The sequence below is a fragment of the Streptomyces sp. TRM68367 genome (assembly GCF_014495685.1).
Classification (GTDB): Bacteria; Actinomycetota; Actinomycetes; order Streptomycetales; family Streptomycetaceae; genus Streptomyces.
This window is the reverse complement of sequence record NZ_JACTVI010000046.1, coordinates 34,134-56,079: the sequence shown is the minus strand read 5'-3', so window position 1 is coordinate 56,079 and position 21,946 is coordinate 34,134. Positions and strand designations below refer to the sequence as shown.

General features: G+C 72.8%; 19 protein-coding genes and 3 pseudogenes. 13 read left to right on the top strand and 9 right to left on the bottom strand.

Translation table 11 applies throughout. The annotated features are described in order from the left end of the window. Positions 1-56: 56 nt before the first annotated feature. The 3 genes from H8R17_RS26440 to H8R17_RS26430 all read left to right on the top strand — a co-directional run bounded on the left by H8R17_RS26440 (position 57) and on the right by H8R17_RS26430 (position 2,606). Positions 57-344, top strand: coding sequence for an AbgT family transporter (locus tag H8R17_RS26440; protein ID WP_316959538.1), 288 nt, complete (start codon positions 57-59; stop codon positions 342-344). Positions 345-388: 44 nt separating this feature from the next. Next, on the top strand, positions 389-574 hold the full coding sequence (locus H8R17_RS26435) for a hypothetical protein (RefSeq protein WP_187825717.1): 186 nt from the start codon (positions 389-391) through the stop codon (positions 572-574). Positions 575-980: 406 nt separating this feature from the next. Then, positions 981-2,606, top strand: a complete 1,626-nt coding sequence (locus H8R17_RS26430) for a hypothetical protein (RefSeq protein WP_399477293.1) — start codon at positions 981-983, stop codon at positions 2,604-2,606. On the opposite strand, the pseudogene H8R17_RS26425 reads toward H8R17_RS26430, so the two are convergent. Further along, positions 2,563-2,796 (bottom strand): annotated as a pseudogene (locus tag H8R17_RS26425) (GNAT family N-acetyltransferase); the annotation flags it as partial. The gene H8R17_RS26430 and the pseudogene H8R17_RS26425 overlap by 44 nt on opposite strands. Here H8R17_RS26425 and H8R17_RS48830 point away from each other — a divergent pair. Then, positions 2,692-2,994: a cytochrome P450 gene (locus tag H8R17_RS48830; protein ID WP_187825707.1), complete on the top strand. Its 303-nt coding sequence runs from the start codon at positions 2,692-2,694 to the stop codon at positions 2,992-2,994. The pseudogene H8R17_RS26425 and the gene H8R17_RS48830 sit on opposite strands and share 105 nt — an antisense overlap. Before the next feature lie 67 nt (positions 2,995-3,061). Here the strand turns inward: H8R17_RS48830 and H8R17_RS26415 are convergent, their stop codons facing one another. Next, positions 3,062-3,853 carry a hypothetical protein gene (locus H8R17_RS26415; RefSeq protein WP_187825706.1) on the bottom strand — a complete coding sequence of 264 codons (792 nt, stop codon included), beginning with the start codon at positions 3,851-3,853 and terminating at the stop codon, positions 3,062-3,064. Continuing rightward, positions 3,819-5,084, bottom strand: a complete 1,266-nt coding sequence (locus tag H8R17_RS26410; protein ID WP_187825705.1) for a glycosyltransferase family 4 protein — start codon at positions 5,082-5,084, stop codon at positions 3,819-3,821. The genes H8R17_RS26415 and H8R17_RS26410 overlap by 35 nt, the downstream gene beginning before the upstream one ends. Positions 5,085-5,635: 551 nt before the next feature. Here H8R17_RS26410 and H8R17_RS26400 point away from each other — a divergent pair. Then, on the top strand, positions 5,636-6,637 hold the full coding sequence (locus tag H8R17_RS26400; protein WP_187825704.1) for a serine protease: 1,002 nt from the start codon (positions 5,636-5,638) through the stop codon (positions 6,635-6,637). A 476-nt stretch (positions 6,638-7,113) separates the two neighbouring features. Here the strand turns inward: H8R17_RS26400 and H8R17_RS26395 are convergent, their stop codons facing one another. The 4 genes from H8R17_RS26395 to H8R17_RS26380 all read right to left on the bottom strand — a co-directional run bounded on the left by H8R17_RS26395 (position 7,114) and on the right by H8R17_RS26380 (position 10,837). Continuing rightward, the gene (locus H8R17_RS26395; RefSeq protein WP_187825703.1) at positions 7,114-8,520 is read right to left on the bottom strand and encodes a cytochrome P450; all 1,407 of its coding nucleotides are present in this window, start codon (positions 8,518-8,520) and stop codon (positions 7,114-7,116) included. A 263-nt stretch (positions 8,521-8,783) separates the two neighbouring features. Beyond that, on the bottom strand, positions 8,784-9,368 hold the full coding sequence (locus tag H8R17_RS26390) for a hypothetical protein (protein WP_187825702.1): 585 nt from the start codon (positions 9,366-9,368) through the stop codon (positions 8,784-8,786). Further along, a complete protein-coding gene (locus H8R17_RS26385) occupies positions 9,358-9,978 on the bottom strand; it encodes an RNA polymerase sigma factor (protein WP_187825701.1) in 621 nt (206 codons plus the stop codon). The genes H8R17_RS26390 and H8R17_RS26385 overlap by 11 nt, the downstream gene beginning before the upstream one ends. 145 nt (positions 9,979-10,123) lie before the next feature. Then, the gene (locus tag H8R17_RS26380) at positions 10,124-10,837 is read right to left on the bottom strand and encodes a GntR family transcriptional regulator (RefSeq protein WP_187825700.1); all 714 of its coding nucleotides are present in this window, start codon (positions 10,835-10,837) and stop codon (positions 10,124-10,126) included. Positions 10,838-10,956: 119 nt separating this feature from the next. Here H8R17_RS26380 and manD point away from each other — a divergent pair, with 119 nt between their 5' ends. From manD to H8R17_RS26345, 8 genes and pseudogenes are all read left to right on the top strand, one after another. Next, a complete protein-coding gene (manD, locus tag H8R17_RS26375) occupies positions 10,957-12,165 on the top strand; it encodes a D-mannonate dehydratase ManD (protein WP_187825699.1) in 1,209 nt (402 codons plus the stop codon). Next, on the top strand, positions 12,162-13,613 hold the full coding sequence (locus H8R17_RS26370) for a mannitol dehydrogenase family protein (protein ID WP_187825698.1): 1,452 nt from the start codon (positions 12,162-12,164) through the stop codon (positions 13,611-13,613). Before manD ends, H8R17_RS26370 begins: the two co-directional genes overlap by 4 nt. A 103-nt stretch (positions 13,614-13,716) precedes the next feature. Beyond that, positions 13,717-15,111, top strand: a complete 1,395-nt coding sequence (locus H8R17_RS26365; protein ID WP_187825697.1) for an MFS transporter — start codon at positions 13,717-13,719, stop codon at positions 15,109-15,111. Beyond that, a pseudogene (locus H8R17_RS48825) lies at positions 15,108-15,368 on the top strand (alcohol dehydrogenase catalytic domain-containing protein); the annotation flags it as partial. The gene H8R17_RS26365 and the pseudogene H8R17_RS48825, both read left to right, overlap by 4 nt. Positions 15,369-15,402: 34 nt before the next feature. Further along, positions 15,403-15,663 carry a hypothetical protein gene (locus H8R17_RS48820; protein ID WP_223125487.1) on the top strand — a complete coding sequence of 87 codons (261 nt, stop codon included), beginning with the start codon at positions 15,403-15,405 and terminating at the stop codon, positions 15,661-15,663. Beyond that, on the top strand, positions 15,660-16,442 hold the full coding sequence (locus H8R17_RS48815) for a zinc-binding dehydrogenase (RefSeq protein WP_316959539.1): 783 nt from the start codon (positions 15,660-15,662) through the stop codon (positions 16,440-16,442). Before H8R17_RS48820 ends, H8R17_RS48815 begins: the two co-directional genes overlap by 4 nt. A gap of 158 nt (positions 16,443-16,600) precedes the next feature. Then, positions 16,601-17,608 carry a sugar kinase gene (locus tag H8R17_RS26350; RefSeq protein WP_316959536.1) on the top strand — a complete coding sequence of 336 codons (1,008 nt, stop codon included), beginning with the start codon at positions 16,601-16,603 and terminating at the stop codon, positions 17,606-17,608. Between the two features lie 30 nt (positions 17,609-17,638). Continuing rightward, the gene (locus H8R17_RS26345) at positions 17,639-17,962 is read left to right on the top strand and encodes an SDR family NAD(P)-dependent oxidoreductase (RefSeq protein WP_187825696.1); all 324 of its coding nucleotides are present in this window, start codon (positions 17,639-17,641) and stop codon (positions 17,960-17,962) included. Here H8R17_RS26345 and H8R17_RS26340 read toward each other — a convergent pair. Further along, on the bottom strand, positions 17,959-20,001 hold the full coding sequence (locus tag H8R17_RS26340; RefSeq protein WP_187825695.1) for a glycoside hydrolase: 2,043 nt from the start codon (positions 19,999-20,001) through the stop codon (positions 17,959-17,961). The genes H8R17_RS26345 and H8R17_RS26340 overlap by 4 nt on opposite strands. 129 nt (positions 20,002-20,130) lie before the next feature. Continuing rightward, a pseudogene (locus H8R17_RS26335) lies at positions 20,131-21,725 on the bottom strand (beta-galactosidase). Positions 21,726-21,946 lie beyond the last annotated feature (221 nt).

Sequence of the window (21,946 nt, the reverse complement as noted above, 5' to 3'; positions counted from 1 at the left end):
GCCATCATGGCGAGCCCCTCCCGGGCCACCGGCGCCAGCAGGTGTTCGTCGGGGGCGTGCTGGGCGCACGACGGGTGGGAGTGCGGGATCCACACGGTGGGCAGGCCGAGGATGTCCGCGAAGGCGTCATCGCCGACTCGTGCACCAATGCGGCGACCCCGATGAGCGCGTACTTCGTCACGACGCTCGGTGTCGTCCAGCGCTACCGGCGCTCGGCCGGCATCGGCACACTGCTGTCGCTGACGCTGCCGCTGTGTCTGGTCATGCTGGTGGCGTGGACGCTGCTGTTCTACGCGTGGTGGGCGCTGGGCATCCCGCTCGGCCCGGGGGTACCCGTCCGGTGACCGCCGCCCCGACGTACGAAGGTCACGCGGAAGGAGTGCCGCCCGTGCCGCTGCGCGCCGTCGAGTCCCGGGCCCGTGCCGCCCTGCCGGAGATCACCGGCGATCTGCGCACGCTGGTCGAGCTGGAAACCCCGAGCGACGACAAGGAGTTGCTCGACCACGTCCCCGCGCGCACCGCCCTGCTCGCCGGGCTCCTCATGGCGTGCGCGGGGTCGCCTGCGGCGGGCTGAGCGGGCTGGGCATCAGGTTCTCGTTCTCGGTCAGCACCAAGGGGTGGCGCTGCGCGGCATGCGGGGCGAACCGCCGTCGCCCCGATGCGGCACCTCGACCACGAGCGGCCCCGTGCCACCTTCTTTCTCCCCGTCAGCGCAGCATGCCTGTTTGAGTCGCCGGAGTGCCACAGCACAGCGCGCGCCACTCCACCGCCTGCGCGGGCCACCGAGTGCCACCCCTGCAACGCACACACCTCCACAACCTGCACCCCACCGACCTCAGGGCCCCGACGGACGGCAGCCCGCTTGAGCCGCCGGAGTGCTGTGTACCGCTCTGCCGATGACCTTCCGGCCCCGGTGCGGGTTGAGAGGGGCGGGCTCGTCTGACGTGGCCCGCCCCGTATCGACCCCGCGACCGAGCAGGATGTCCGTGACGCCACCGGCCGACGCCGCCCCGCACCTCCGCGCGCACCCGCCCGCGCCACCGGTCGCCGGACTCCGGCACCGGTACCGCGTCCCGCTGCTCGCCACCCTCGCGGCGCTCCCGCCGTACGCGGTGTGGTGGGCGTTCCTCGCCACCGGCGGCGGCGACCTGGCCGCCCAGCGGGCCTGGGCGGACTTCGCGGCGCAGTACGGCGGGTCGGCGTACCCGCTGTTCTGGTACGGAGGGACGCACACCGCGAGCTACAGCGTGCTGTCGCCCTATGTGATGGCCGCGTTCGGCGTGCGTGCGGTGAGCGTCGGCTCCGGCCTCGCGGCCACCTGGCTGACCGCGTTGCTCCTCGTCCGCGCCGGGGTGCGCAGGCCGCTCGGCCCGGCGCTGCTCGCCGCGCTGACGCTGTGGTGCGACGTCGCCGCGGGCCGGACGACCTTCGCGCTGGGCGTGGCCCTCGGGCTCGCCGCCTGTCTGCACGTGACCGGCGAGCGGCGCCCCGGCCTCGCGGCGGCGTACGCGGCCCTGGCCCCGCTGGCCTCTCCGCTGGCCGGGCTGTTCCTGGCCGTGGTCGGGGCCGCCTTCCTCGCCGTACGCGACCGGGGCAGCGCGCTCGCCCTCCTGGTGCCGCCGGCCGTCGCCGTAGCGGCGACCACGGCGCTGTTCCCGTTCACCGGCGAGCAGCCGATGCCCCTCCCGCGGCTCCTGCCGCCCGTGCTGCTCGGGTCGGCCGTCGCCGCGCTCGTCCCGCGCGGCTGGCGCGTGGCCCGGTGCAGCGGGGCCGTCTACGCCGCCGGCGCCGTCCTGGTCCACCTCGTGCCCTCACCGGTCGGCACGAACGTCGAGCGGCTCGCGGGCCTGTTCGCCGCGCCGGTGCTGCTCGCGGCGCTGGCGGCCACACCGCGGCGGCCGCTCGGGCGGCGTACCGCTCTCGGTGCCGCGCTCGTGTTCTCCGTCGCGTGGATCCTGCCGGGGACGCTCGCCGACCAGCGGGTGACCGCGCCGGTACCGGCCTGGGCGTCCGACACGCACGGCGTCGTACGGGCCCTGAAGGGGCTCGGTGCCGACCGCACCCGCGTCGAGGTGGTCCCGGCCGCCAGCCACCGCGAGGCCGCCCTGTTCGCCCCGCACGTCCACCTGGCCCGCGGCTGGAACCGCCAACTCGACGTGGAGCGCGGGCGCCTGTTCTACGACGGCACCTTCTCGGCCGCCGCCTACCGGGCCTGGCTGGACCGCTGGGCCGTCGGCTTCGTCGTCCTGCCCTCGGCCGCGCCGGAGCGCCATGCCGAGGCCGAGGCGGCGCTGCTCCGCGAGCACCGGCCGCGCTGGCTGGAGCCGGTGTGGCACGACCGTCACTGGCACGTGTACCGGGTCCGTGACGCGGTCCCCCTGGTGTCGCCGCCCGCCGTGGTGCTCCGCACCACGGGTGCCGCGCTGGAGGTGCGTCTCCCCCGCCCCGGCACGGTGACCGTGCGCATCGCCCACTCGCCCTGGCTGCGCTCGGACGGCGGCTGCCTCACCCGCGACGGCGCGTTCACCCGCCTGACGGCCGCCGCGCCGGGCGAGTACCGGATCAGCTCGGAGTACCGCCTGCCACGGACCGGGGGTACGTGCTGACGTCGCCCATCCCGTGCAGCCGGGCGAACTCGTCGGCGAGCATGCCCATCAGCACGACATCGCGGTGCCGGCCGGCGAGAAACGCGTGATCGCGCAGGCGGCCCTCCGGAACGAACCCGAGCCGCCGGTGCAGGGTGAGCGAGGCCTCGTTGTAGGCGTAGATCCGCACCTCGCACTTGTGGCAGCGCCGCGCAGATGGGCCTCCGCCTTCAGCCTGCTGGCACAGCATCCGGAGGCGGAGCGCCGGCTGCACGCCGAGGTCGACGACATGCTCGCCGGCCGGCAGCGGCTGAGCCACGACGATCTGCCGCGTCTCGTCTACACCCGGGCAGTGATCAACGAGACGCTGCGGCACTCGGCCAGGCGCTGCACGCGCAGGCCGACGTGACCAGCGGCAAGGTGGCGCTCGACCTGCACGCGGAGGCCATCGACCACCTGGAGCAGTCCCCGGCCGCCTACGAACTGGCCCGCGCGCTGGTCCACCATGGCTCCGCGCTGGCCCGCAACGGCCGGCTGCAGGAGGCGCCGAGCGGCTCTACCAGGGCCTGGAGGGCGCCGTCCACCGCCCTGGCCGACGGATGGACGAAGACCGCCTTGCGGTCGGCCACGTCGTCGAGGAGCCGGCCGATCCGGATCAGCGGGGCGTCCGCGGCGGGCTGGACGGAGAGGTCCCAGATGCCGGCCGTCAACTGCCCGTGGTCCACGGTGAAGGAGAACCCGCGGCCGTCGCCGTCGGCCCGTGCCCCGGCGGACAGCGCGGTGCCCTTGCCGCCGCGCAGCCGCAGGCGCACGACGGCCCCGTCGGCGAGCGAGGCGCCGTGCAGCCGGGCCCGGACGGTGGTCGACCCGTCGGTGACGTGGAGGCCGTGGACTTCGGCGTGGGCGGTGCGCAGCCAGGCCCGGACCGCGAGGTAGCCGTCTTTCGTCGCGTACGGCACGCGCACGGCGACCGGCGACGTGCGTTCCCGCAGGTGTCCGTCGACGAGGGCCCGCACATCCCGCGGTCCGGGGCGCAGCCGCTGCCGCTGCGCACCGGGCCCGGAGAGCAGGTACAGGTCCCATCGGCCCTCGGCGAGGACGGGCAGCGGCTCCAGGACGGCGTGGCAGCGGCCGTCGCCGCCCGGTTCGGGATCGAGGGTGTGCAGGACCTTCTCGGGCTCCCCCGGGTCTCCGTGGCGTGGTCCCTGCGGGTTTCCGTGGCGCGTTCCATGGTCAGCTCCGTCCCTTCCGTACGGCGCGCAGGGCACTGCCGGCCGCGGCGTGGGCGGCGTCGCGGGCCGCGCAGCCCTGGCTGACCAGGACGCGCTGCACCGACCCGCGTTCCGGTGCGACCGGTCTCCCGTTCTTCCGCGCCGTGATCGCCTCCTCGAACAGCTCCTCGGCCAGGGGCACGACCGGGCCGGGTGCGAACCGGCGCGCGTTCTGCATCGCCGTACGGCCCATGCGCCGGCGCAGTTCGCCGTCGCGGACCAGGTCCAGCAGGGCGGCGGCCAGCGCGTCGCGGTCACCGACCGGCACGAGGCGGCCGTCGGCGCCGTCCGCGATGATCTCGCGGGGGCCGTGCGGGCAGTCGGTGCTCACGACGGGCAGTCCGCAGCGCATCGCCTCGACGATCGTCATGCCGAACGGCTCGAAGTTGGACGCGGCCGCCCCGATCGAGCCCTTGACCCACTCCGCCTCCATGGGGGCCGCCGCGCCCATCAGGAAGACGTTGCCGTCCAGGCCGAGGCGCTCGATGAGCTGCCGCAGCCGGTCGTGTTCCTCGCCCTTGCCATAGATGCGCAGCCGCCAGTCCGGGTGTTCGGCGGCGACCCGGGCGAAGGCCTCGACGAGCAGGTCGTAGCGCTTCACCGGGACCAGGCGGCCGGCCGCGATCACGATCTTCGCGGTGCCGTCCGAGGGCGGCAGCACGGGGTCGGGCACGCTGTTGGGCAGCGCCGCCACGCGGACTCCGGGCAGCCGCATCTTGCGCCGGTAGGCGGTGGCGTCCGCCTCCGTGACGGTGGTGAGCACGTCGAGCCCGCGGTAGGCGCGGCGCAGCGCGTTCCGCAGGCGGGGATGGTGGTTGTCGAGGGTGAGGTGCTCCTGCCCGACTCGGACGACTCCGGGCGGGGCCTGGAGCGCGAGATGCACGTTGAGCCCCGGGCGGGTGCCGATCACCACGTCGGCGTCGGTCACCGCCAGGGACTCGGCTATCCGCTCGTCGGTCAGCTCGCTGTACTGGTGGTGGCGGTACTCGGCGGAGGGGAAGACCCTCGCCGGTCTCAGATGCAGCGGATGCTCCTTCTCGTGCCGCAGATCCACCAGCGGTCTGAGCGTCACTCGCGGGTCCAGGGCGAAGTTGGGGCGTTCCCGGTGCCGCAGCACGGAGACGATCTCCACGTCGTGCCGGTCGGCCAGCGCCCCGGCCAGGTTGAAGGTGGTGGTGATGGTGCCTCCGATGCCGTAGGCGTTGTGAATCAGGAAAGAAATCCTCATGGCGGACCAGACCGAGCCAACTCCCCCAGGGTTGCCCGCCGTTACCGCATCGTTCCCCCGAAGGTCACGCTGTGTTGTGTACTGTGCGGGAGATCCCGTTATGTGTCGTCGGTGCGATGATCGCCCTGCTCATGGCCATCGCCATGGCACTTGCGGGGCGACCCCAGCCCTGGTCGCACCCTCCTGCCTCCCCCTGCGCTTCGACTGCATCCGCGCCGACGGCACCAGCTACTCCGGCAAACCCGACTACACCTGAATGAACTGGACTTCCCTGATCCTCGCCCTCGTCACCGCCCTGCTCACCACCGGGGCCGGATATGTCATCGAGTTCCGGGCGCGGATGGCCATGCGGTGCTCCGGCAACTGGCGCTGACCAGGACCTTCGCGTGTCGTCCATGCAGAGAGAGTGTGGCTTTTCGGTCATCATCATGACGCGTACCTGTCCAAGACGCGTTCCCGGTGACACGCTGCCCTTCCTGACCGCTCACAGGAACAGTCCCTGCATGCCTGGCCGGACGGTCCGCCCGGCCCTCACCGCAGAAGGAGACCGCGTGATAGGCAGCCTCCGCATACGCCGCCCCTCCGACGGCACCCGCCGCAGCGTCCTCGGCACGCTGGCCGGCGTCGCCGCGCTTCTGGCCACCGGTGTCACCGCCGCGCCGGCGAACGCCGCCGACGCGGCGCCGGGAGTGAGGACACTCTCGGCGCAGGAACACGCCCGTGACTTCTGGACCTCGGAGCGGATGCGTCAGGCAACTCCCCTCGACGTGCTGTCGGTCGACCGCTCCGACGTGCGGGACTCGGCCCCGCGCAGGGGCGACAAGACCCTCATCCAGCCGTCCGCGCCGAACTCCGCCGCCGGGCTGCTGGAGCTTCCCCACAGCGGTGGCCCCTGGACCGGCGGCGGAGCCGTCGTACAGACCGCCGGGCGGGTGTTCTTCACCTACCAGGGCCGCACCGCCTCCTGCTCCGGCAACGCGGTCACGAGCGCCAACAAGAGCACCGTGATGACCGCCGGCCACTGCGTGAAGCTGGAGGGCTCCTGGCACACCAACTGGGTGTTCGTGCCGGGCTACCACGACGGTCAGGCCCCGTACGGCAAGTGGGCCGCCTCCAAGACCCTGTCCACACCGCAGTGGACGGCCAGTGAGGACATCAACTACGACGTCGGCGCGGCCGTCGTCGCGCCGCTGGACGGCAAGGAGCTGACCGACGTCGTCGGCGGCCAGGGCCTGGCCTTCAACACGGGCTACAACAAGACCATGTACGCCTTCGGCTTCCCGGCCGCGGCGCCGTACGACGGCGAGAAGTTCATCTACTGCAGCGGCACCACGTACCGGGACTTCCTGCTGTCCGACGACCACGGACTGACCTGCGACATGACCGGCGGCTCCAGCGGAGGCCCGTGGTTCACGCAGTTCGACGAGGCCACCGGCAAGGGGCTGCAGTCCTCGGTGAACAGCTTCAAGTACAACTTCCTGCCCACCGCGATGTACGGGCCGTACTTTGGCGCGGACGCGCAGAAGCTGTACCAGACCGCCGAGTCCTCCTGACGGTCGGCGCAGCGGAGCGGTGAGCCGGACGGTGACGAACTCCTTGCCGTCCGGCTCACCCGGCGTGCGCGCCGAGGAGAACGGGACGTTGCCGCGGCAGGAACGGGTTCAGGCATCCCTTCCCGGCCGGACCAGGCCGCCCGAGACCGGCGCGGCGCCGAGGTCGCTGTCACCGTCCGCGGGCGCAGTACCCAGTCGCCGAGTGGCGGCCTCGAAGAACCGCTACTAGGCAAGCAGCCACGGCGCGGCGGCGTCGAACGACGCGGCGGGCAGCGCCAGCAGCAGACGGCACCGACGGCGCCGCCGGCCGCACTGGTCGCGTTCGCCGGCCTCAGCCTCCTCGTCACCCTCGCCGCCGCCGGGCTGGCCGTCGTACCGCTGCGCGCCGCCGCCTGCTGCTGGCCCGGGGCGGCAAGGACAGCGCCGGGTCGGCGGGCGCCGCAGCGCTCGCCGGGCACCTGCGCCGGGCGGCGGGGTCAGCGGCCGCCACGGATGAGGTCGGTCAGGTAGCGCCACAGGGATGAGCGCTGCCGGGCGGACGCGTCCGGCGTCACCGGTTCCCCGGCCGACTCCGGTGCGGGGTGGGCCGGCGACGGCGGCGGCCCGGGCGCCGGGCCGAGTTCGTACCGTACGGGCAGCGAGCGCAGGCCGCGCATGAACGGCGAGGAGCGCCACGGCAGTTGGTCGGCCGGGAGCGCCAGGTCCAGCTGGGAGAACCGCTCGAACAGGCGGCCCACCCCGACCGCGGCGACCGTCGATGCCAGCTCGCGCGCCGGGCACTGGCGGCGGCCCGCGCCCCAGGACAGGTGGGCCCGGGTGCTGATCGTGGTGCCGGAGGCCACGTGGTCGGCGAAGAGCGGGTCGGCGTGCGCGGCGGCGGAGGACACCCACACCGGGTCGCCCTCGCGGATCGTGTAGTTGCCGAGCAGGGTGTCCTTGGCCGCGAACCGCGGCACGAAGTTGACCAGCGGCGGCTTGCGCATGACCACCCGGTTCATGGTCTCCCGGACCATCCCGGCGGACAGGCTGGCCCGCACGCCGCTCTCGCCGGAGATGACCTCGACCACGGTGTTCGAGATGAGGATCCCGACGTGGTCGGAGGTCATACCGAGCAGCATGAACAGTTCTCGGGCCAGTTCGTCGAGCGACAGGTTCCGGTGCGCGGCCAGCAGGTAGGAGGGGAAGTCGTCCCCCGGCGTCTCGAGCTTCACCGATGCCAGTTCCGCGAGCGTCGCCAGCAGCCGGTCCAGGGCGGCCTCGGCGTCCGGTCCCGCGTCGAGCACCCGCCACATGTCCATCAGCGCGTCGTCGCCCTGGGAGCCGGGGAAGCCGAGCAGATGGCTGGCCACCATCAGCGGTAGCGGCCGGGAGAACTGGGCGGACAGATCCGCGACGCCCGTGACGCCGCCCTGGCCCATCAGGGTGATCAGATCGTCCGCGTAGGCGGTGACGGCGTTCTTGAGCCGCCTCGCCTGGGGGTGGCGCGGGTCCTGGAACGGCTTGAGGGCCGCGTCCCAGGCCGTGCGCAGCGGGCGGTATCCGGGGCCGCCCTGGATCAGGATGTGGTTGACCTCAAGGGACGGCCCGAGCGGCCAGTCGGCCGGCACGCGTCCCTCCGAGCGGGCCCGCCAGTTCTCCAGTCCCTTGGGCCACCCGTCGTCGTCCTGGAGCACCTGGAGCGCCTCGCGGTAGCCGAGGACCAGCCAGGCGGGCACGCCCAGCAGATCGACCGGTGCCACCGGGCCGTGCCGCTGCCGCAGCCGCTCGTACACCAGGGAGGGCCGCGTCTCGTAGTCCCTGGTGAGGAGCGGTTCGAGGGTCATCGTCTCCAACCGGGTGCCGTCCAGGTGTACGGATCCGCCCTCACTCCAGTGGGATTCCATCGTCTCGCCCCTCCGGCACTCTCCGCGTCCACCCACTACCGACCGGTAGCTGGAAACCGTCGGGACCCTACCCCAGGGCGCGGCAACGGGGAACGACGGGGGGCGAATTGGGCGGCAGGGGCGAGGGCTGCACCGAGGGCAGTACGAAGACGCATGGAAATCTCCCCGTGTTGTGTGCTGTGGTCGTGCTTGCACACGGCACACGAAGACGCCGCTCTTCCCGTATGACAGGAAGAGGGTGACGCTCGTCACACATCAAGTCCTCAGGGCGCCTCGCCCTCCGAACAGACGGGCACGTGCACGGTGTTGCGGGTACGCACTCCCGGCAGCCAGCCCTCCACGCCCGCGCCGGTTCTGACGAGGTACCAGCGCGTCGACGTGATGCCGCTCTCGTCCCTGACCATCGTGCCGCGGGTGACGACGCACGCCGCCGCGAGGCGGTCCCCGTGCCAGACGCGGCCGGCCGAGTTGCCCGGGTCCGCGTAGTCGCCGTACGGATCCTTCGCCAGCCGCAGCGCGCACTCCAGCGTGCGCAGCGGGCGGCACGGCCGCTCGGCGTTGAACACCGTCACCGTGGAGGCGAACCGCGCGGGCCCGGACGGCGGTGTCCGGCCGACCGGCCGGACCAGCCACCAGGAGCCCAGCACGACGGCGCTCACCAGGACGGCGGCCGCGACCGCCCACCCGAGCCGGAGCCGCGCACCGAGGGCCGCGCGGCGGGGCGGGGGATCGGGCGCCCGGACGCGGTCCCACAGCCCGGGCGGCGTCGCGATCTCCTCGTCCGCCGCCCGTAGCCGCTCGCGCAGCAACGCGGCCACACGGTCGTCGGGCTCCGCGTCAGGCCTCATGTCCCGGCTCCTTTCCCGAACCGTCCGCGCGTTCGCCCTGCGTCCCGGACAGCAGCGAGCGCAGCTTCTCCAGCGCACGCGCGCGGTGCCGGGCGGCCGTTCCACGGTGCACCTTCAGGATCCGTGCCGCCTGGTCGATGGTGTAGCCGTCCAGGTCGACGAGTACCACCACTCCGGCCTGCCGGGAAGAGAGCCGCCGCAGCAGCCGGACCGCCTCCATCTCGGCGTCGCTGCGCTCCACTCCGCCGTCCCAGGCCGCGGCGACCACCGGTCCGACCGCCCCCTGCCGGCCCCGGTCGGCGCCTCCGGCGGCCCCCGGGAGGTCCACGTCGTCGACCAGCACCTGGCGGCGCTCGCGGCGGTGCGTGTCGCGTACCACGTTCAGCACCGCCGTGAAGGCGTAGGCGTACGGCTCCGGGTGGTCGAGGAACCGCTGGGGCCGTGCGGCCAGTTTGAGATACGCCTCGTGCACGGCGTCCTCGGCCCAGGACCTCGATCCGGCCAGCATGACCGCGCGCCGGTAGAGCCTGGGCAGGAGTGCGCAGAAACTCTCGTCGAAGCGGGTCTGCGGGGACGGCGAGGTGGAGGGACCGGTCGGCGGGTGTCCCATGCTGCCCGAATGTCTCCCGTACTCGTGTCCGGCGGGCCGTGGTCGGCTGCCCGCCGCGCAGTGCAAGGCGATCATCTACCCACGGGAGCCCGGTGCACGCGGGTCCTTACCGGCTCGGCGCGCAACCGTCACCTCGCGTGCGCCGTTACTCCCAGATCACCACGTTGCGCCGCACCGGGACGGTCGAGGGGCCGGTGGCGAAGAGTTCGGGCGAGTGGGCGCGGATGCGTTCGATGTCGCTGAAGACCGCGCGCAGGTGATCGCGCATGCGGGTGCGGGCGAGGGTGATGTCCCCGCCGACGACCGCCGCGAAGATCTCGTGGTGCTGGGTGGCGAAGACGGCCGGGGACACGTTCTCGTGCAGACCGAGGCGCCGGGCCCGGTCCAGGTGGCCCTTGGCCGCGGCGACCGTGGTCCACACGTTGCCGTGGCCGCTCAGCCGCATCAGTCCCTGGTGGAAGGCCTCGTCGAGCTCGAAGAACTCCTCGAGCCCGAGGTCCGGGCGCCGCTGGCGCTCCAGGTTGTCGCGCAGTTCACCGACCAGCGCCGGGTCGGGCTGCGCGGGCAGGTCGTCCAGCGAGGCCAGCTCAACGGCCTCCCGCAGGAACTGCGCGTCGGCGACCTGCGCCGGGTCCACCCGGGACACGAAGGATCCGATCTTCGGGAAGATCTGCACCAGGCCCTCCTGGGCCAGCAGGATCAGGCTCTCCCGCACCGGTGTGCGGCTCACGCCCAGGGACGCCGCGAGTTCGTTCTCCGACAGGGCGGCGCCGGGGGGGAGTTCGAGCGTCAGGACCATCTGACGCAGTTTCAGGTAGATGCCGCGCCGACTCGTCCGCCGCCCGTTCGCTTGAGCCATGTGCCCATCGTACGGACTGCGGGAACGTGTGCGGCAGAGGTATTGCCGTACTTCACGACCGATGCTTGTATACAAGTACCGGTCGTGAAGGAGTGCCGGTCGACTGGAAGGGAGCCCCTGTGAGCAGGATCGAGCGCGCCGAGGTGTTCGTCGCCTCCCCCGGGCGCACGTTCGTCACGCTGCGCATCACCACCACGGACGGGGTGACCGGGCTCGGCGACGCCACGCTCAACGGGCGTGAGCTGGCCGTGGCGAGCTATCTGCGCGACCACGTGGTGCCGCTGCTGATCGGCAGGGATCCGGCGCGCATCGAGGACATGTGGCAGTACCTGTACAAGGGCGCGTACTGGCGCCGCGGCCCGGTCACCATGACGGCGATCTCCGCCGTCGACACCGCGCTGTGGGACATCAAGGGCAAGGCGGCCGGGCTGCCGGTCTACCAGCTCCTGGGCGGCCGGTCCCGCGACGGCGTCCTCGTCTACTCGCACGCCAGCGGCCCGGACGTCCCTTCGCTCCTGGACGACGTCGAGCGCTGTCTGGAGCTGGGCTACAAGGCCGTACGGGCGCAGGCGGCGGTGCCCGACGTGGGCGGCACGTACGGGGTCCGCAAGGGCAGGCTGTACGAGCCCGCCGCGACCGATCTGCCCGAGGAGCAGCCCTGGGACACGGAGGCGTACCTCGGCTTCGCGCCCACCTATCTGGAGGCGGTGCGCGAGCGCTTCGGGTTCGGCTTCCACCTCCTGCACGACGTGCACCACCGGCTCACCCCCATCGAGGCGGCGCGGTTCGGCAAGAGCGTCGAGGGCTGCCGGCTGTTCTGGATGGAGGACCCGACCCCGGCCGAGAACCAGGAGGCGTTCCGCCTCATCCGCGAGCACACCACCACGCCCCTCGCGGTCGGCGAGGTGATGAACTCGATCTGGGACGTCCAGCACCTGATCACCCAGCAGCTCATCGACTACGTGCGCACCACCGTCGTCCACGCGGGCGGCATCACGCATCTGCGGCGCATCTTCGACCTCGCCGCGCTCCACCAGGTGCGCACCGGCTCCCACGGCGCGACCGACCTCTCCCCCGTCAGCATGGCCGCCGCCGTCCACCTCGACCTGGCCGTGCCGAACTTCGGCATCCAGGAGTACATGGGGCACCCCGAGGAGGCCGCCGAGGTGTTCCGCGGCGGGGCCACGTTCGCCGACGGCATGCTCCATCCGTCCGAGGAGCCGGGACTCGGCGTGGAGTACGACGAGAAGGCCGCCGAGCGCTTCCCGTACCAGCGGCGCTACCTGCCCGTCGCGCGCCGCCTCGACGGCTCGGTGCACGACTGGTGAGCGCCGTGGACCTGCGGACACTGGACCGTGCGGCGCTCCCCCGGCTGGCGGCCGGGCTGCGTCCCCGTATCGACCCCGCCGAGCTGCGCCCTCGCATCGTGCACTTCGGGCTCGGCGCCTTCCACCGGGCCCACCAGGCCGTCTACACCGAGAACGCCGCCGTCCTCTCCGGCGAGCCCTGGGGCATCACGGCCGTCGCGCCCCGGTCGGCCGATGTCGTGCGCGCGCTGCGGGACCAGGACTGCCTCTACTCGCTCACCGAACGCCGCCCGGACGGCAGCGCGGTCCGGGTCGTCGGCGCGGTCGTCGACGCCCTGGCGATGGGCCCGGACGCCGGCGCCGTCGACGCCCTGCTCGCCGGCCCCAGCGTGACGGTGGTGACCCTGACCGTCACGGAGAAGGGCTACCACCGCTCGCCGGTCACCGGCGGACTGGATACCGCGGCACCGCCGGTCGCCGCCGACCTGGCGGCAGCCGCCGGCGGCCAACTCACCACGGCGATCGGCAGGTTGGCCGCGGGGCTGGCCGCGCGGATGCGGGCCGGTGCGCCGCCGGTCAGCGTGGTGTCCTGCGACAACATGGCGGGCAACGGCGCCGCGCTGGACCGGATCGTCCGCGACTTCATCCGGGCGTCCTCCTGGCCCGACCGGGACACGATCCTCGACCGGATGGCCCACGCCGTCGCCTTCCCCGCGACGGTCGTGGACCGGATCGTTCCCGCCACGAGCGAGGCCGACCGGGCGGCGGCCGACGCCGCGCTCGGGCTGCACGACGCCCTGCCGGTGACCGGCGAGCCCTACCGCCAGTGGGTCCTTCAGGACGCGTTCGCCGCGCCCCGGCCGCCGTGGGAGCGGGACGGCGCCCTGTTCGTCCCGGACGTGGCGCCGTACCAGCTCACCAAGCTGCGGCTGCTGAACGGCTCCCACTCGGCGCTGGCCCACCTGGGTCTCGCCGCGGGCCGCGCCACCGTCGCCGACGCCCTGGCGTCCGACTGGGGCGAGCGCCTGATCCGGGGGCTGTGCGCCGAGGTCGCCCCGACCCTCCCCGCCGACGGTCCCGATCCGGTGGCGTACGCCGACGATCTCGTCGTACGTTTCCGCAACCCCGCGATGCACCACCGGCTGCGGCAGATCGGCTCGGACGCCTCACTGAAGATCACGGAGCGCTGGCTGCCCGCCCTGCGCGAGCTGCGCGCCCGCGGCCGTAGCACCCCGGTCCTCGAACTCGCCCTCGCCGCCTGGGCGTACGGCACACGGCCCGGCAGCCCCCTGAGCGACCCGGCGGCGGACGCGCTCACCGACTGCTGGAGATCTCCGGCACGGCCCGTGGAGACGGTGCGCGCGCTGCTGCGTGCCGTCGGCGCGGCGGACCTGGCCGGCGACGACGCGCTCACCGCCGCGGTCGCGGACCGGCTGCCGGCGCTGCGGGCCGGCCGCGTCGAGATCTGAGTCCGTTCCCGACGTCGGCGGGCCGAGGCCCGGGCCCCAGCCATCTGTTGCTTCACCCCCCACGCCACCGCTCGCAGTCCCCGAACGAACAACGGAGTTCACAATGAAGGACAGCGCCGTCAGCGCGGAGCCGACGCGGCCCGCGCAGCGCAGCACCGGCGATCTGGCCAGAGCCGCCGTGTCGGGCTGGCTCGGCACGGCCATGGAGTTCATGGACTTCCAGCTCTACTCGTTGGCCGCCGCGATCGTCTTCAACAAGATCTTCTTCCCGGATGTCAGCCCCGCCATCGGGCTCATCGCCGCGATGGCCACGTACGGCGTGGGCTATGTCGCCCGGCTCGCGGGCGCCGTCTACTTCGGGCGGATGGGCGACCGGATCGGCCGCAAGAAGGTCCTCTACCTCACCATCCTGCTGATGGGCGCCTCCACCACACTGATCGGCGTCCTGCCCACCTACGCCACGATCGGCATCCTCGCGCCGGTCCTGCTCGTCGTGTTGCGGCTGGTGCAGGGGTTCGGCGCGGGCGCCGAGATCGCCGGGGCCACCGTGCTGCTCGCCGAGTACGCGCCCGTCCGGCGGCGCGGTCTGATCGCCTCGCTGGTCTCGCTCGGCACCAACTCCGGGACACTCGCCGCCTCCGGACTGTGGGCCGTCCTGCTCGCCGTGCTCAGCGAGGACCAACTGCTCTCCTGGGGCTGGCGGCTGCCCTTCCTGCTCAGCTTCGCCCTGATGCTGTTCGCCGTCTGGCTGCGCCGCGGGCTCAAGGAGAGCCCCGTCTTCGAGGAGCGCGCCGACGTGGTGGACGGGGTGGCGCTCGCCCGCGACGAGGTCGAGTCCGTCATCGCCGACGCCGACGAGCAGCGCAGCGATGTGCTCGCAGCCGGCATACGGCAGCGCAAGGGCAAGGCCTTCTTCCTCGCCCTGGGGCTGCGCTTCGGTCAGGCGGGCAACTCCGGGCTCGTCCAGACGTTCCTCGTCGGCTACATCGCCACCAACCTCGCCGTCGGCCGGTCCGTGCCCACGGACGCGATCGTGTACGGCTCGCTGCTGGGCTTCGCCACGGTGCCGTTCGTCGGTCTGCTCGGCGACCGCTTCGGGCGCCGCCCGCTCTATCTCGGGCTCACCGTGCTGACCATGGCCGTCGCCTTCCCGGTGATGCTCCTCATCACCTCCGGCTCGACGCCCGCCGTGATGATCGGCATGATCCTCGGCCTGAACGTCGGCGTCCTCGGCCTGTTCTCGCTGGAGAGCGTGGCGATGGCCGAACTCTTCGGCGCCCGCACCCGGTTCACCCAGCTGGCGCTCGCCAAGGAGATCGGCGGCATCCTCGCCACCGCGATCGGCCCCGTCCTGGCCGCCACCCTCACCGCCGTCACCGGCAGCTGGTGGCCCATCGCGGCGATGCTCGTCGTCTACTCCCTCATCACCTTCGTCAGCGCGTATCTCGCGCCCGAGACCCGCGGACGCGACCTGGTCCGCCTGGAGGACGCCGTATGACAGCGGCAGCCGGAGAACGCGATGCGGTCGCCCACGGGGGGCTCATGCGGGCCGTCGTGGTGCACGGTCCCGGCGACGTACGCGTCGAGGAACGGCCCCGGCCGGTACCCGGCCCCGGCGAGGTGCTGATCGCCATGGAGTGGGGCGGGATCTGCGGATCCGACATCGCGTACTGGCGGAACGGGGCGTCCGGTACGGCCGCGCTGACGCATCCGCTGGTGCTCGGGCACGAGGTCGCGGGGCGGGTCGTCGCGTTGGGGCCTGGGGCGGGCGGGAGTGGGGGTAGGGGGGGTGGAGGCACCGGGCGCGGCGGTACCGGGGGTGTCGATACCGGGCGCGGCGAAACCGGGCGTGGCAGGGCGGGGAAGGAAGGCACCGGACACGGCGATGCGGGGCGTGGCGATGCCGGGCGTGGAGACACTGGGCTGGGCGATACCGGGCTCGGCGGCGCCGGGCGTGGCAGCGCGGGGCGTGACGGTGCCGGACGTGACGGTGCCGGGCGTGACGGTGCCGCGCGTGACGGTGCCGGGCTTCGTGAAGGGCAGCCGGTGACCGTGCATCCCGCCCAGCTCGTCGGCGACGGCGTGCTGCCGGAGCGGATCGCGGGGCGCACCAACCTCTATCCGCACGTCCGCTACTTCGGCTCGGCGGCCCTCACCCCGCACACCGACGGCGGGTTCAGCGAGTACCGGGCGGTGCGCGCGGACCAGGTCCGGCCGCTGCCCGACGGCGTCGGCACGGAACTGGGCGCCCTGGCCGAGCCGTTGGCGGTCGCCCTGCACGCCGTCGCGCGGGCCGGCGACCTGCGTGGCCGGACCGTACTGGTCAACGGTGCCGGCCCGATCGGCTCCCTGGTCGTGGCCGCCGCCCGGTATCGCGGGGCGGACACCGTCGTCGCCGCCGACCTGGCGGCCCCGTCTCTCGCCGTGGCCCATGCCATGGGCGCCGACGACACCCGCGACCTCACGGCCGGCGACGAGCTGCCGCGGGACGTGGATGTCGTCTTCGAGGCGTCCGGCGCCCCGGCCGCGCTGGGCCCGGTACTGCGGGCCACGGCCCGGGGCGGCACCCTCGTCCAGGTAGGCAACCTGCCCGGTACGGCCGCGCCCGCGGCCCTCGGTGACCTGGTGACCCGCGAGATCACCTGGATCGGCTCGTACCGCTTCGTCGAGGAGATCGACGATGCCCTGCGCGCCCTGCGGGACGGCCTGGACGTAACACCCCTGATCACCCACCGCTTCCCGCTCGCACGAGCCGAGGAGGCCCTGGCCGTCGCCGCCGCCCCGGACAGCGGCAGCAGCAAGGTCCTGCTGCGCCTGAGCGGAGCGTGAGGCCGCGTACGGGTCCCGGGGCGACGTACGCCTCCCGTAAACCACCACGGTCACCGCATTCCCGCAACGCACCACATCTTCCCCGCAGTTCACCGCGTCACCGCAAACCACCGGTCGTCACCGCATGGCCCGTACCCACCCCCCGCCAGGAGGATCCCGTGCCCCTGCCGCCCCCGCCCCGTGCCGTCGACGGTCGGCGCCGCGCGGCCGAAGTCGTGTGCGTCGGCGAGACGATGGCCGTCCTCGGTCCGCCGGACACCGGTCCGCTCGCCGAGCAGGCCACACTCAGAATGACGATCGGCGGCGCGGAGTCCAACGTCGCCTGCGGGCTGGCCGGACTGGGGCACCGCGCCGCCTGGCTGAGCCGCGTGGGCGACGATCCGTTCGGACACCGTGTCGTGGCCGAACTCACCGCGCGCGGCATCGACGTGAGCCAGGTCGAGACCGACCCGGACCGGCCGACCGGTATCTACTTCAAGGATCCCGGCCCGGACCGCACCCGCACGCACTACTACCGCGCCGGCTCCGCCGCCACCCGCATGGGCCCGGACCTGGCCCGGCTGCCCGCACTGCGGGGCGCCCGCCTCGTGCACCTGTCGGGCATCACCGCGGCGCTCTCCAAGAGCTGCGCCCGCCTGCTGGAGGCGATCCTCCTCGACCGCGTGACCGGCGCGACGCCGGCCGTCTCCTTCGACGTCAACCACCGTCCCGCGCTCTGGAGCGGAGGCACCGCGGAGGCCGCCCGGCGCCTGCTGTCCCTCGCCCGCGCCGCGGACCTGGTGTTCGTCGGACGCGACGAGGCCGAGACCCTGTGGGGCACCGCCCGCCCGGACGACGTGGCCGCACTGCTCGCGCCCGCGCCGGTGGTGGTCGTCAAGGACGCCGAGCACGGGGCCACGTCGTACACCGAGGGCACCCCGGCATTCGTCCCCGCGCTGCCCACCAAGGTCGTCGAACCGGTCGGCGCGGGCGACGCGTTCGCGGCCGGCTACCTCTCCGGCGTCCTGGACAACCACGACGAACGGTCCCGCCTGCGCCTCGGCCACCTCGCGGCCGCCGCCGCACTGCGCACCAGGGACGACGTACCCACCATGCCCTCCCGCACGGAGACCGACCGGCACCTGGCACTGGACGACGCCGCGTGGGCGGCGGTGGCACCGCGGTGAACCGAAGCCGCGTGCTTCGGCTGCCGTACGATGGTCTGGAACTGCTCGAACCCGGTTTCACGCTGGCGCCCCGACGCCGGCGCCTGGGAACTCCCCGCGGAGGTACACCCGGCGGAACTCGGCGGCCGGTCCCGCAACCTGCGCCTGGACGTCAGCAGCGCGGACGACTGGCAGCGAGTGGTGGCGGAGACGGAACGGGATCTGGGTCCCGTCTCCGTGTTGGTGAACAACGCGGGGATCATCGAGTGGGGCACGATGGAGCGACGGGAGCAGCGACGAGAGCTCTGCCGCACCGCGGCGGACGCGGTCCGGCAGAGCTCTCGATGCGGGACCTCGGGACCGATCCGGATCTAGCCGTCCGCCCCCTCGTCGGTCACGTCCGTGACCCTCCAGCGCTGGTTGGAGCCGGAGTTCGGCTGCCAGGTCGTGACGGCAGCGCCCTCGTTCGTGGCCTGGCCGCCGACCTCCAGAAGACGCCCGGTGGCCGCGTTGACCAGCGTCCACGTGCCGTCACCGGTGGTCGACATGATCCACTCGGTGGCCGCGTCCCGCTCGCCCGTGTCGGGCTCCACTACGGGCACGTTGTCGCGGACGGCCAGCCGCTTGCCCTCGGCCGGGTTGCTGAAGACGTAGCGCTGACGGGCGCCGGTCTCGCCGTACCGCGCACTCAGCTGCCACAGCTGGGCGGTGGAGCCGTTGCCCGAGCCGATCACGAGGTTCGTACCGTTGCTCGCGACGGTGACTGCCTTGCCGCTCTGGACACCGGTCAGCGTGTAGCTGTGCCCCTTGCTCAGCAGCGGCGCGTCCTTCGCGACGCCGGAGACACCCTTGACGGCGAAGGAGGTCACCGACTGGGCGGGCACGGTGAAGGTGGCCTTGCGGTCGCTGACCTCGATCGGGGCCTGCCGCTCGAGCTTTCCGTCGGCGTCGGTGACGACCGGAGTGACGGTCGCGTCGCGGCTGACGGTGCGGAACTTGGACAGGTCGACGGTGACCGTGCGGGGCGCCGTGGTGCTGTTGACGTGGACGAGCGAGGCGCCCTTGCCGTTCGCGGTCACGGCCGCGGCGCTGGAGGTGTCGTCCACCTTGATCAGCTTGTCGCCGGGCTTGATGAAGTGCGTGAAGTTGCGAGCCGTGTCGAACTTGGTGTTCGTGTAGATCGGGCAGGACTCCAGCGTGTCCTTCGAGGTACAGCTGAACGGGATCTGGATCTCGCCCCAGTTGCCGCCCTTGGCGGACTCGCCGCCCGGCTTCATGTTGTCGTAGTCCTCGACCGGCTGCCAGAACACCCAGGCCTTGGGCTCCAGCTCCCTCAGGTCGTCGACGATGCGCTGGGCCAGGCCGAGGCCGGGCCGCATGTCCGTGAAGCTCTGCCCGTCGCCCCAGTCGCCCTCGACCTCGCTCATCCACAGCGGCTTGTCCGCGGCCTTGGCCAGGTCGCGCACGGTGGTGCGCTGTCCGGTGCCGTAGGTGTGGACGTTCATCTGGTCGACCAGATCGCGGGACTGCTGCGAGTAGGTGTTCCAGTTCTGCGCGAAGATCGACGGGTTGGTCTCGTCCATCGCGGAGATGTCCGCTCCGACCCTGGCCTTCTTCAGCGCGGGCGCCAGTGCGGCGAGGACCTTCTGCTGGAGCGCGGGACCGATGTGCGCGCCCTCCTGACGGCCGCCGACCGGCTCGCCGTCCGCGCCGAGGCGGGTGCTCCAGTAGTCGGTGTTGGGCTCGTTGAACGGGTCGACGGTGTCGACCTTGATGCCCTCCGCCTTCTCCAGCCGCTTGGTCGCGCCCGCCATGTAGGCCGCGAAGTCGTCGACCGAGTCGGCCTTCAACTGGTCCGCGCTGGCGTCGAACCCGCCGGAGACGTAGCCGCTGACCGTCATGAACCACGGCGGGGAGTTGCTGAAGGTCTCCCAGTGGGTGATGTCCTTCTTGATGCGGTCCACCCACCACCGCTGGGTGACGTCGGCGTCGTTGTTCCAGTCTGCCGGGTCGTCGGCGCTCCACCAGTCGGTGTCCTCACGGGTGGTGCCCGCGGGCGCCTTCCACCAGCCCTCGACGGCACCGCCGGCGCGCAGGTAGTCCTTGACGTCGGGGGCGTTGCCGCCGCCGATGTTGTACCGGGCGATGTTCAGCGCCAGGCCGTCGTCGCCGAAGAGGAGCCTGGCGAGCTTCTCGCGTATCTCCGGCGGGTAGTCGCCGGTGGCGTTGGCGAACCAGACCAGGCTGGTGCCCCAGCCCTCGAACTTCTCCTGCTTGTACGACGGGTCCGGCGTCACGGTGACGGAGGCAGCGGCCTCGGCCTGTGCGGGGACACTGAGCAGGGCGGCCCCGGTGGCCAGGGCTGTCAGGGCGGCGGCCCCGAGGGACCGTCTGGTGCGGGTACGGCGTGCCATCGTGTGCTCCCAACTGGAGTGTGGTGGCTGTGCTGCCCCTTCCCGCCACGGAGCGGGAAGGGACGGGCCTCGGACGGGTGTGTGCCGTCCGAGGAGTCGTGGGTGCGGGTGCGTTACGGGTCCCGGGGCTCAGCTGGTGGGCTGCCGCAGTACGGCGACGTCCCGGGGCCCGAGGGTGAGCACACCGTCGGCGAGGGCGTCGCCGAGCAGGACCTCTCCCGTGAGCCCGGGCACCGGCACGGCGCCGTCGGTCCGGTTGACCAGGAACAGGAACCGGCTGTCGGTGCCGCGGCGCACGGTCAGCTCGACCAGACCGCGTACCGCCGCCGGAAGTTCGCTCTCCACGCCGGCCGGTTCGAGCAGCCGCGGCAGCAGGGCGGTGAGCCCTTCGACGCCGAGCCGGGTGGAGACATAGGAGGCCGAACCGCCGCCCGTCGGACGGCGGGTGACGGCAGGGCGGCCGGCCTGCGCGCCGGTGAGGTAGCGGGCCAGGACCTGTGTCTGGGAGTCGGTGACGGTGATCCGGTCGGTCCACAGGCTGCCGGTGGTCGCGTCGTCCAGCTCGACCGTGTCCCCGGCGAGCAGCGGCCCGAACTCCTCGATGCGCAGGCCCAGCAGGTCGCGCAGGGCGCCCGGGTAACCGCCCAGCCAGACGTGGTCGTTCTCGTCGACGACCGCCGAGAAGTAGGTGGTGATCAGGTGGCCGCCCTGCTCGGCGTAGCGCGTGAGCTCCTTGGCCAGGTCGGCGGGCACCATGTGCAGGATCGGGGCGATCAGCACCTGGTGGCGGGACAGGTCGGCGCGGGTGACGAGGTCGGCGCGGACGCCGAGGCGGAGCAGCGCCGAGTACCAGTCGAGCGCCTCCCGGCGGTAGTCGAGCAGCGAGGTGGGGCGCGAGTCCTGCTCGCTCGCCCACCACGACTCCCAGTCGTAGACGATCCCGACCCGGGCCGGCTCCCGTTCGCAACCGGCGACCGGGGCGAGGGCCCGGAGCGTGGCGCCGAGACCGGCCACCGTGCGGAACAGATCGCTGTCCGCGCCGGCGTGCGGGACCATCGCCGAGTGGTACTTCTCGGCGCCGGCCGCCGACTGCCGCCACTGGAAGAAGCACACCGCGTCCGCCCCGTGCGCCACGTGCAGCAGCGAGTCGCGGGCCAGGTCGCCCGGCCCCTTGGCCACGTTGACGGGCTGCCAGTTGACGGCGCTGGTGGAGTGCTCCATCAGGCACCAGGGCCGGCCGCCCGCGATACCGCTGGTGAGGTTGGCGGAGAAGGACAGCTCGTCGCGGTCCTGGGGGCCGGGGTGGACGTAGTGGTCGTTGGAGACAAAGTCGATCTCCTCCGCCCAGTCCGGGTAGTTCATGCCCTTGGTGCCGCTCATCACCATGAAGTTGGTGGTGACCGGCACGTCGGGTGTGAGCTCGCGCAGGATGTCCCGCTCAGCCCGGAGGTGGTCCTTTGAGTGGGCGCGGTGCTCAGCCAGGGCGGCCGGGACGCGGTGGCGGTGGCCAGGTCGACGCCAATGCCGGCTTGGTGCAGCAGGTCCATGACCTCGTCGAGCCAGCCGAAGTCCCACTGGTCCGCGGCTGGCTGGATGCGGGCCCAGGAGAAGATCGCCACGGACACGACGTTGGCGCCGGCCTCCCGCATCAGCCGGACGTCCTCCTCTCACACGTCCCAGGGCCACTGCTCGGGGTTGGTGACTGCTCGCTGGGGAGTGCGCACGAGGTCGGTTTAGCTCGATCGTGTGATGGTCCGCTTGCGGGCTTGCGGTGCCCTGAGCCGATCGGGTTAACGTGATCGTGCGATCTGGGACGCCGGATACGGCGCCAGCGTGCGGGGCCCCTGCTCCACCAGCGTGATGGTTCAGGGCCTCCCCGTCGCCTCTGGCCGTACCCACATGGCCAGGCCGTGTAGGGATCTGGCCTCCCGGGCCCGGACCACGC

Excerpts from the sequence above, each read along its gene's own strand:
- H8R17_RS26430 (WP_399477293.1), top strand. The coding sequence starts at position 981 with ATGTCCGTGACGCCACCGGCCGACGCCGCCCCGCACCTCCGCGCGCAC.
- H8R17_RS26410 (WP_187825705.1), bottom strand. The coding sequence starts at position 5,084 with ATGAGGATTTCTTTCCTGATTCACAACGCCTACGGCATCGGAGGCACC.
- H8R17_RS26395 (WP_187825703.1), bottom strand. The coding sequence starts at position 8,520 with ATGGAATCCCACTGGAGTGAGGGCGGATCCGTACACCTGGACGGCACC.
- H8R17_RS26390 (WP_187825702.1), bottom strand. The coding sequence starts at position 9,368 with ATGAGGCCTGACGCGGAGCCCGACGACCGTGTGGCCGCGTTGCTGCGC.
- H8R17_RS26385 (WP_187825701.1), bottom strand. The coding sequence starts at position 9,978 with ATGGGACACCCGCCGACCGGTCCCTCCACCTCGCCGTCCCCGCAGACC.
- H8R17_RS26380 (WP_187825700.1), bottom strand. The coding sequence starts at position 10,837 with ATGGCTCAAGCGAACGGGCGGCGGACGAGTCGGCGCGGCATCTACCTG.
- H8R17_RS26365 (WP_187825697.1), top strand. The coding sequence starts at position 13,717 with ATGAAGGACAGCGCCGTCAGCGCGGAGCCGACGCGGCCCGCGCAGCGC.
- H8R17_RS26345 (WP_187825696.1), top strand. The coding sequence starts at position 17,639 with ATGGTCTGGAACTGCTCGAACCCGGTTTCACGCTGGCGCCCCGACGCC.
- H8R17_RS26340 (WP_187825695.1), bottom strand. The coding sequence starts at position 20,001 with ATGGCACGCCGTACCCGCACCAGACGGTCCCTCGGGGCCGCCGCCCTG.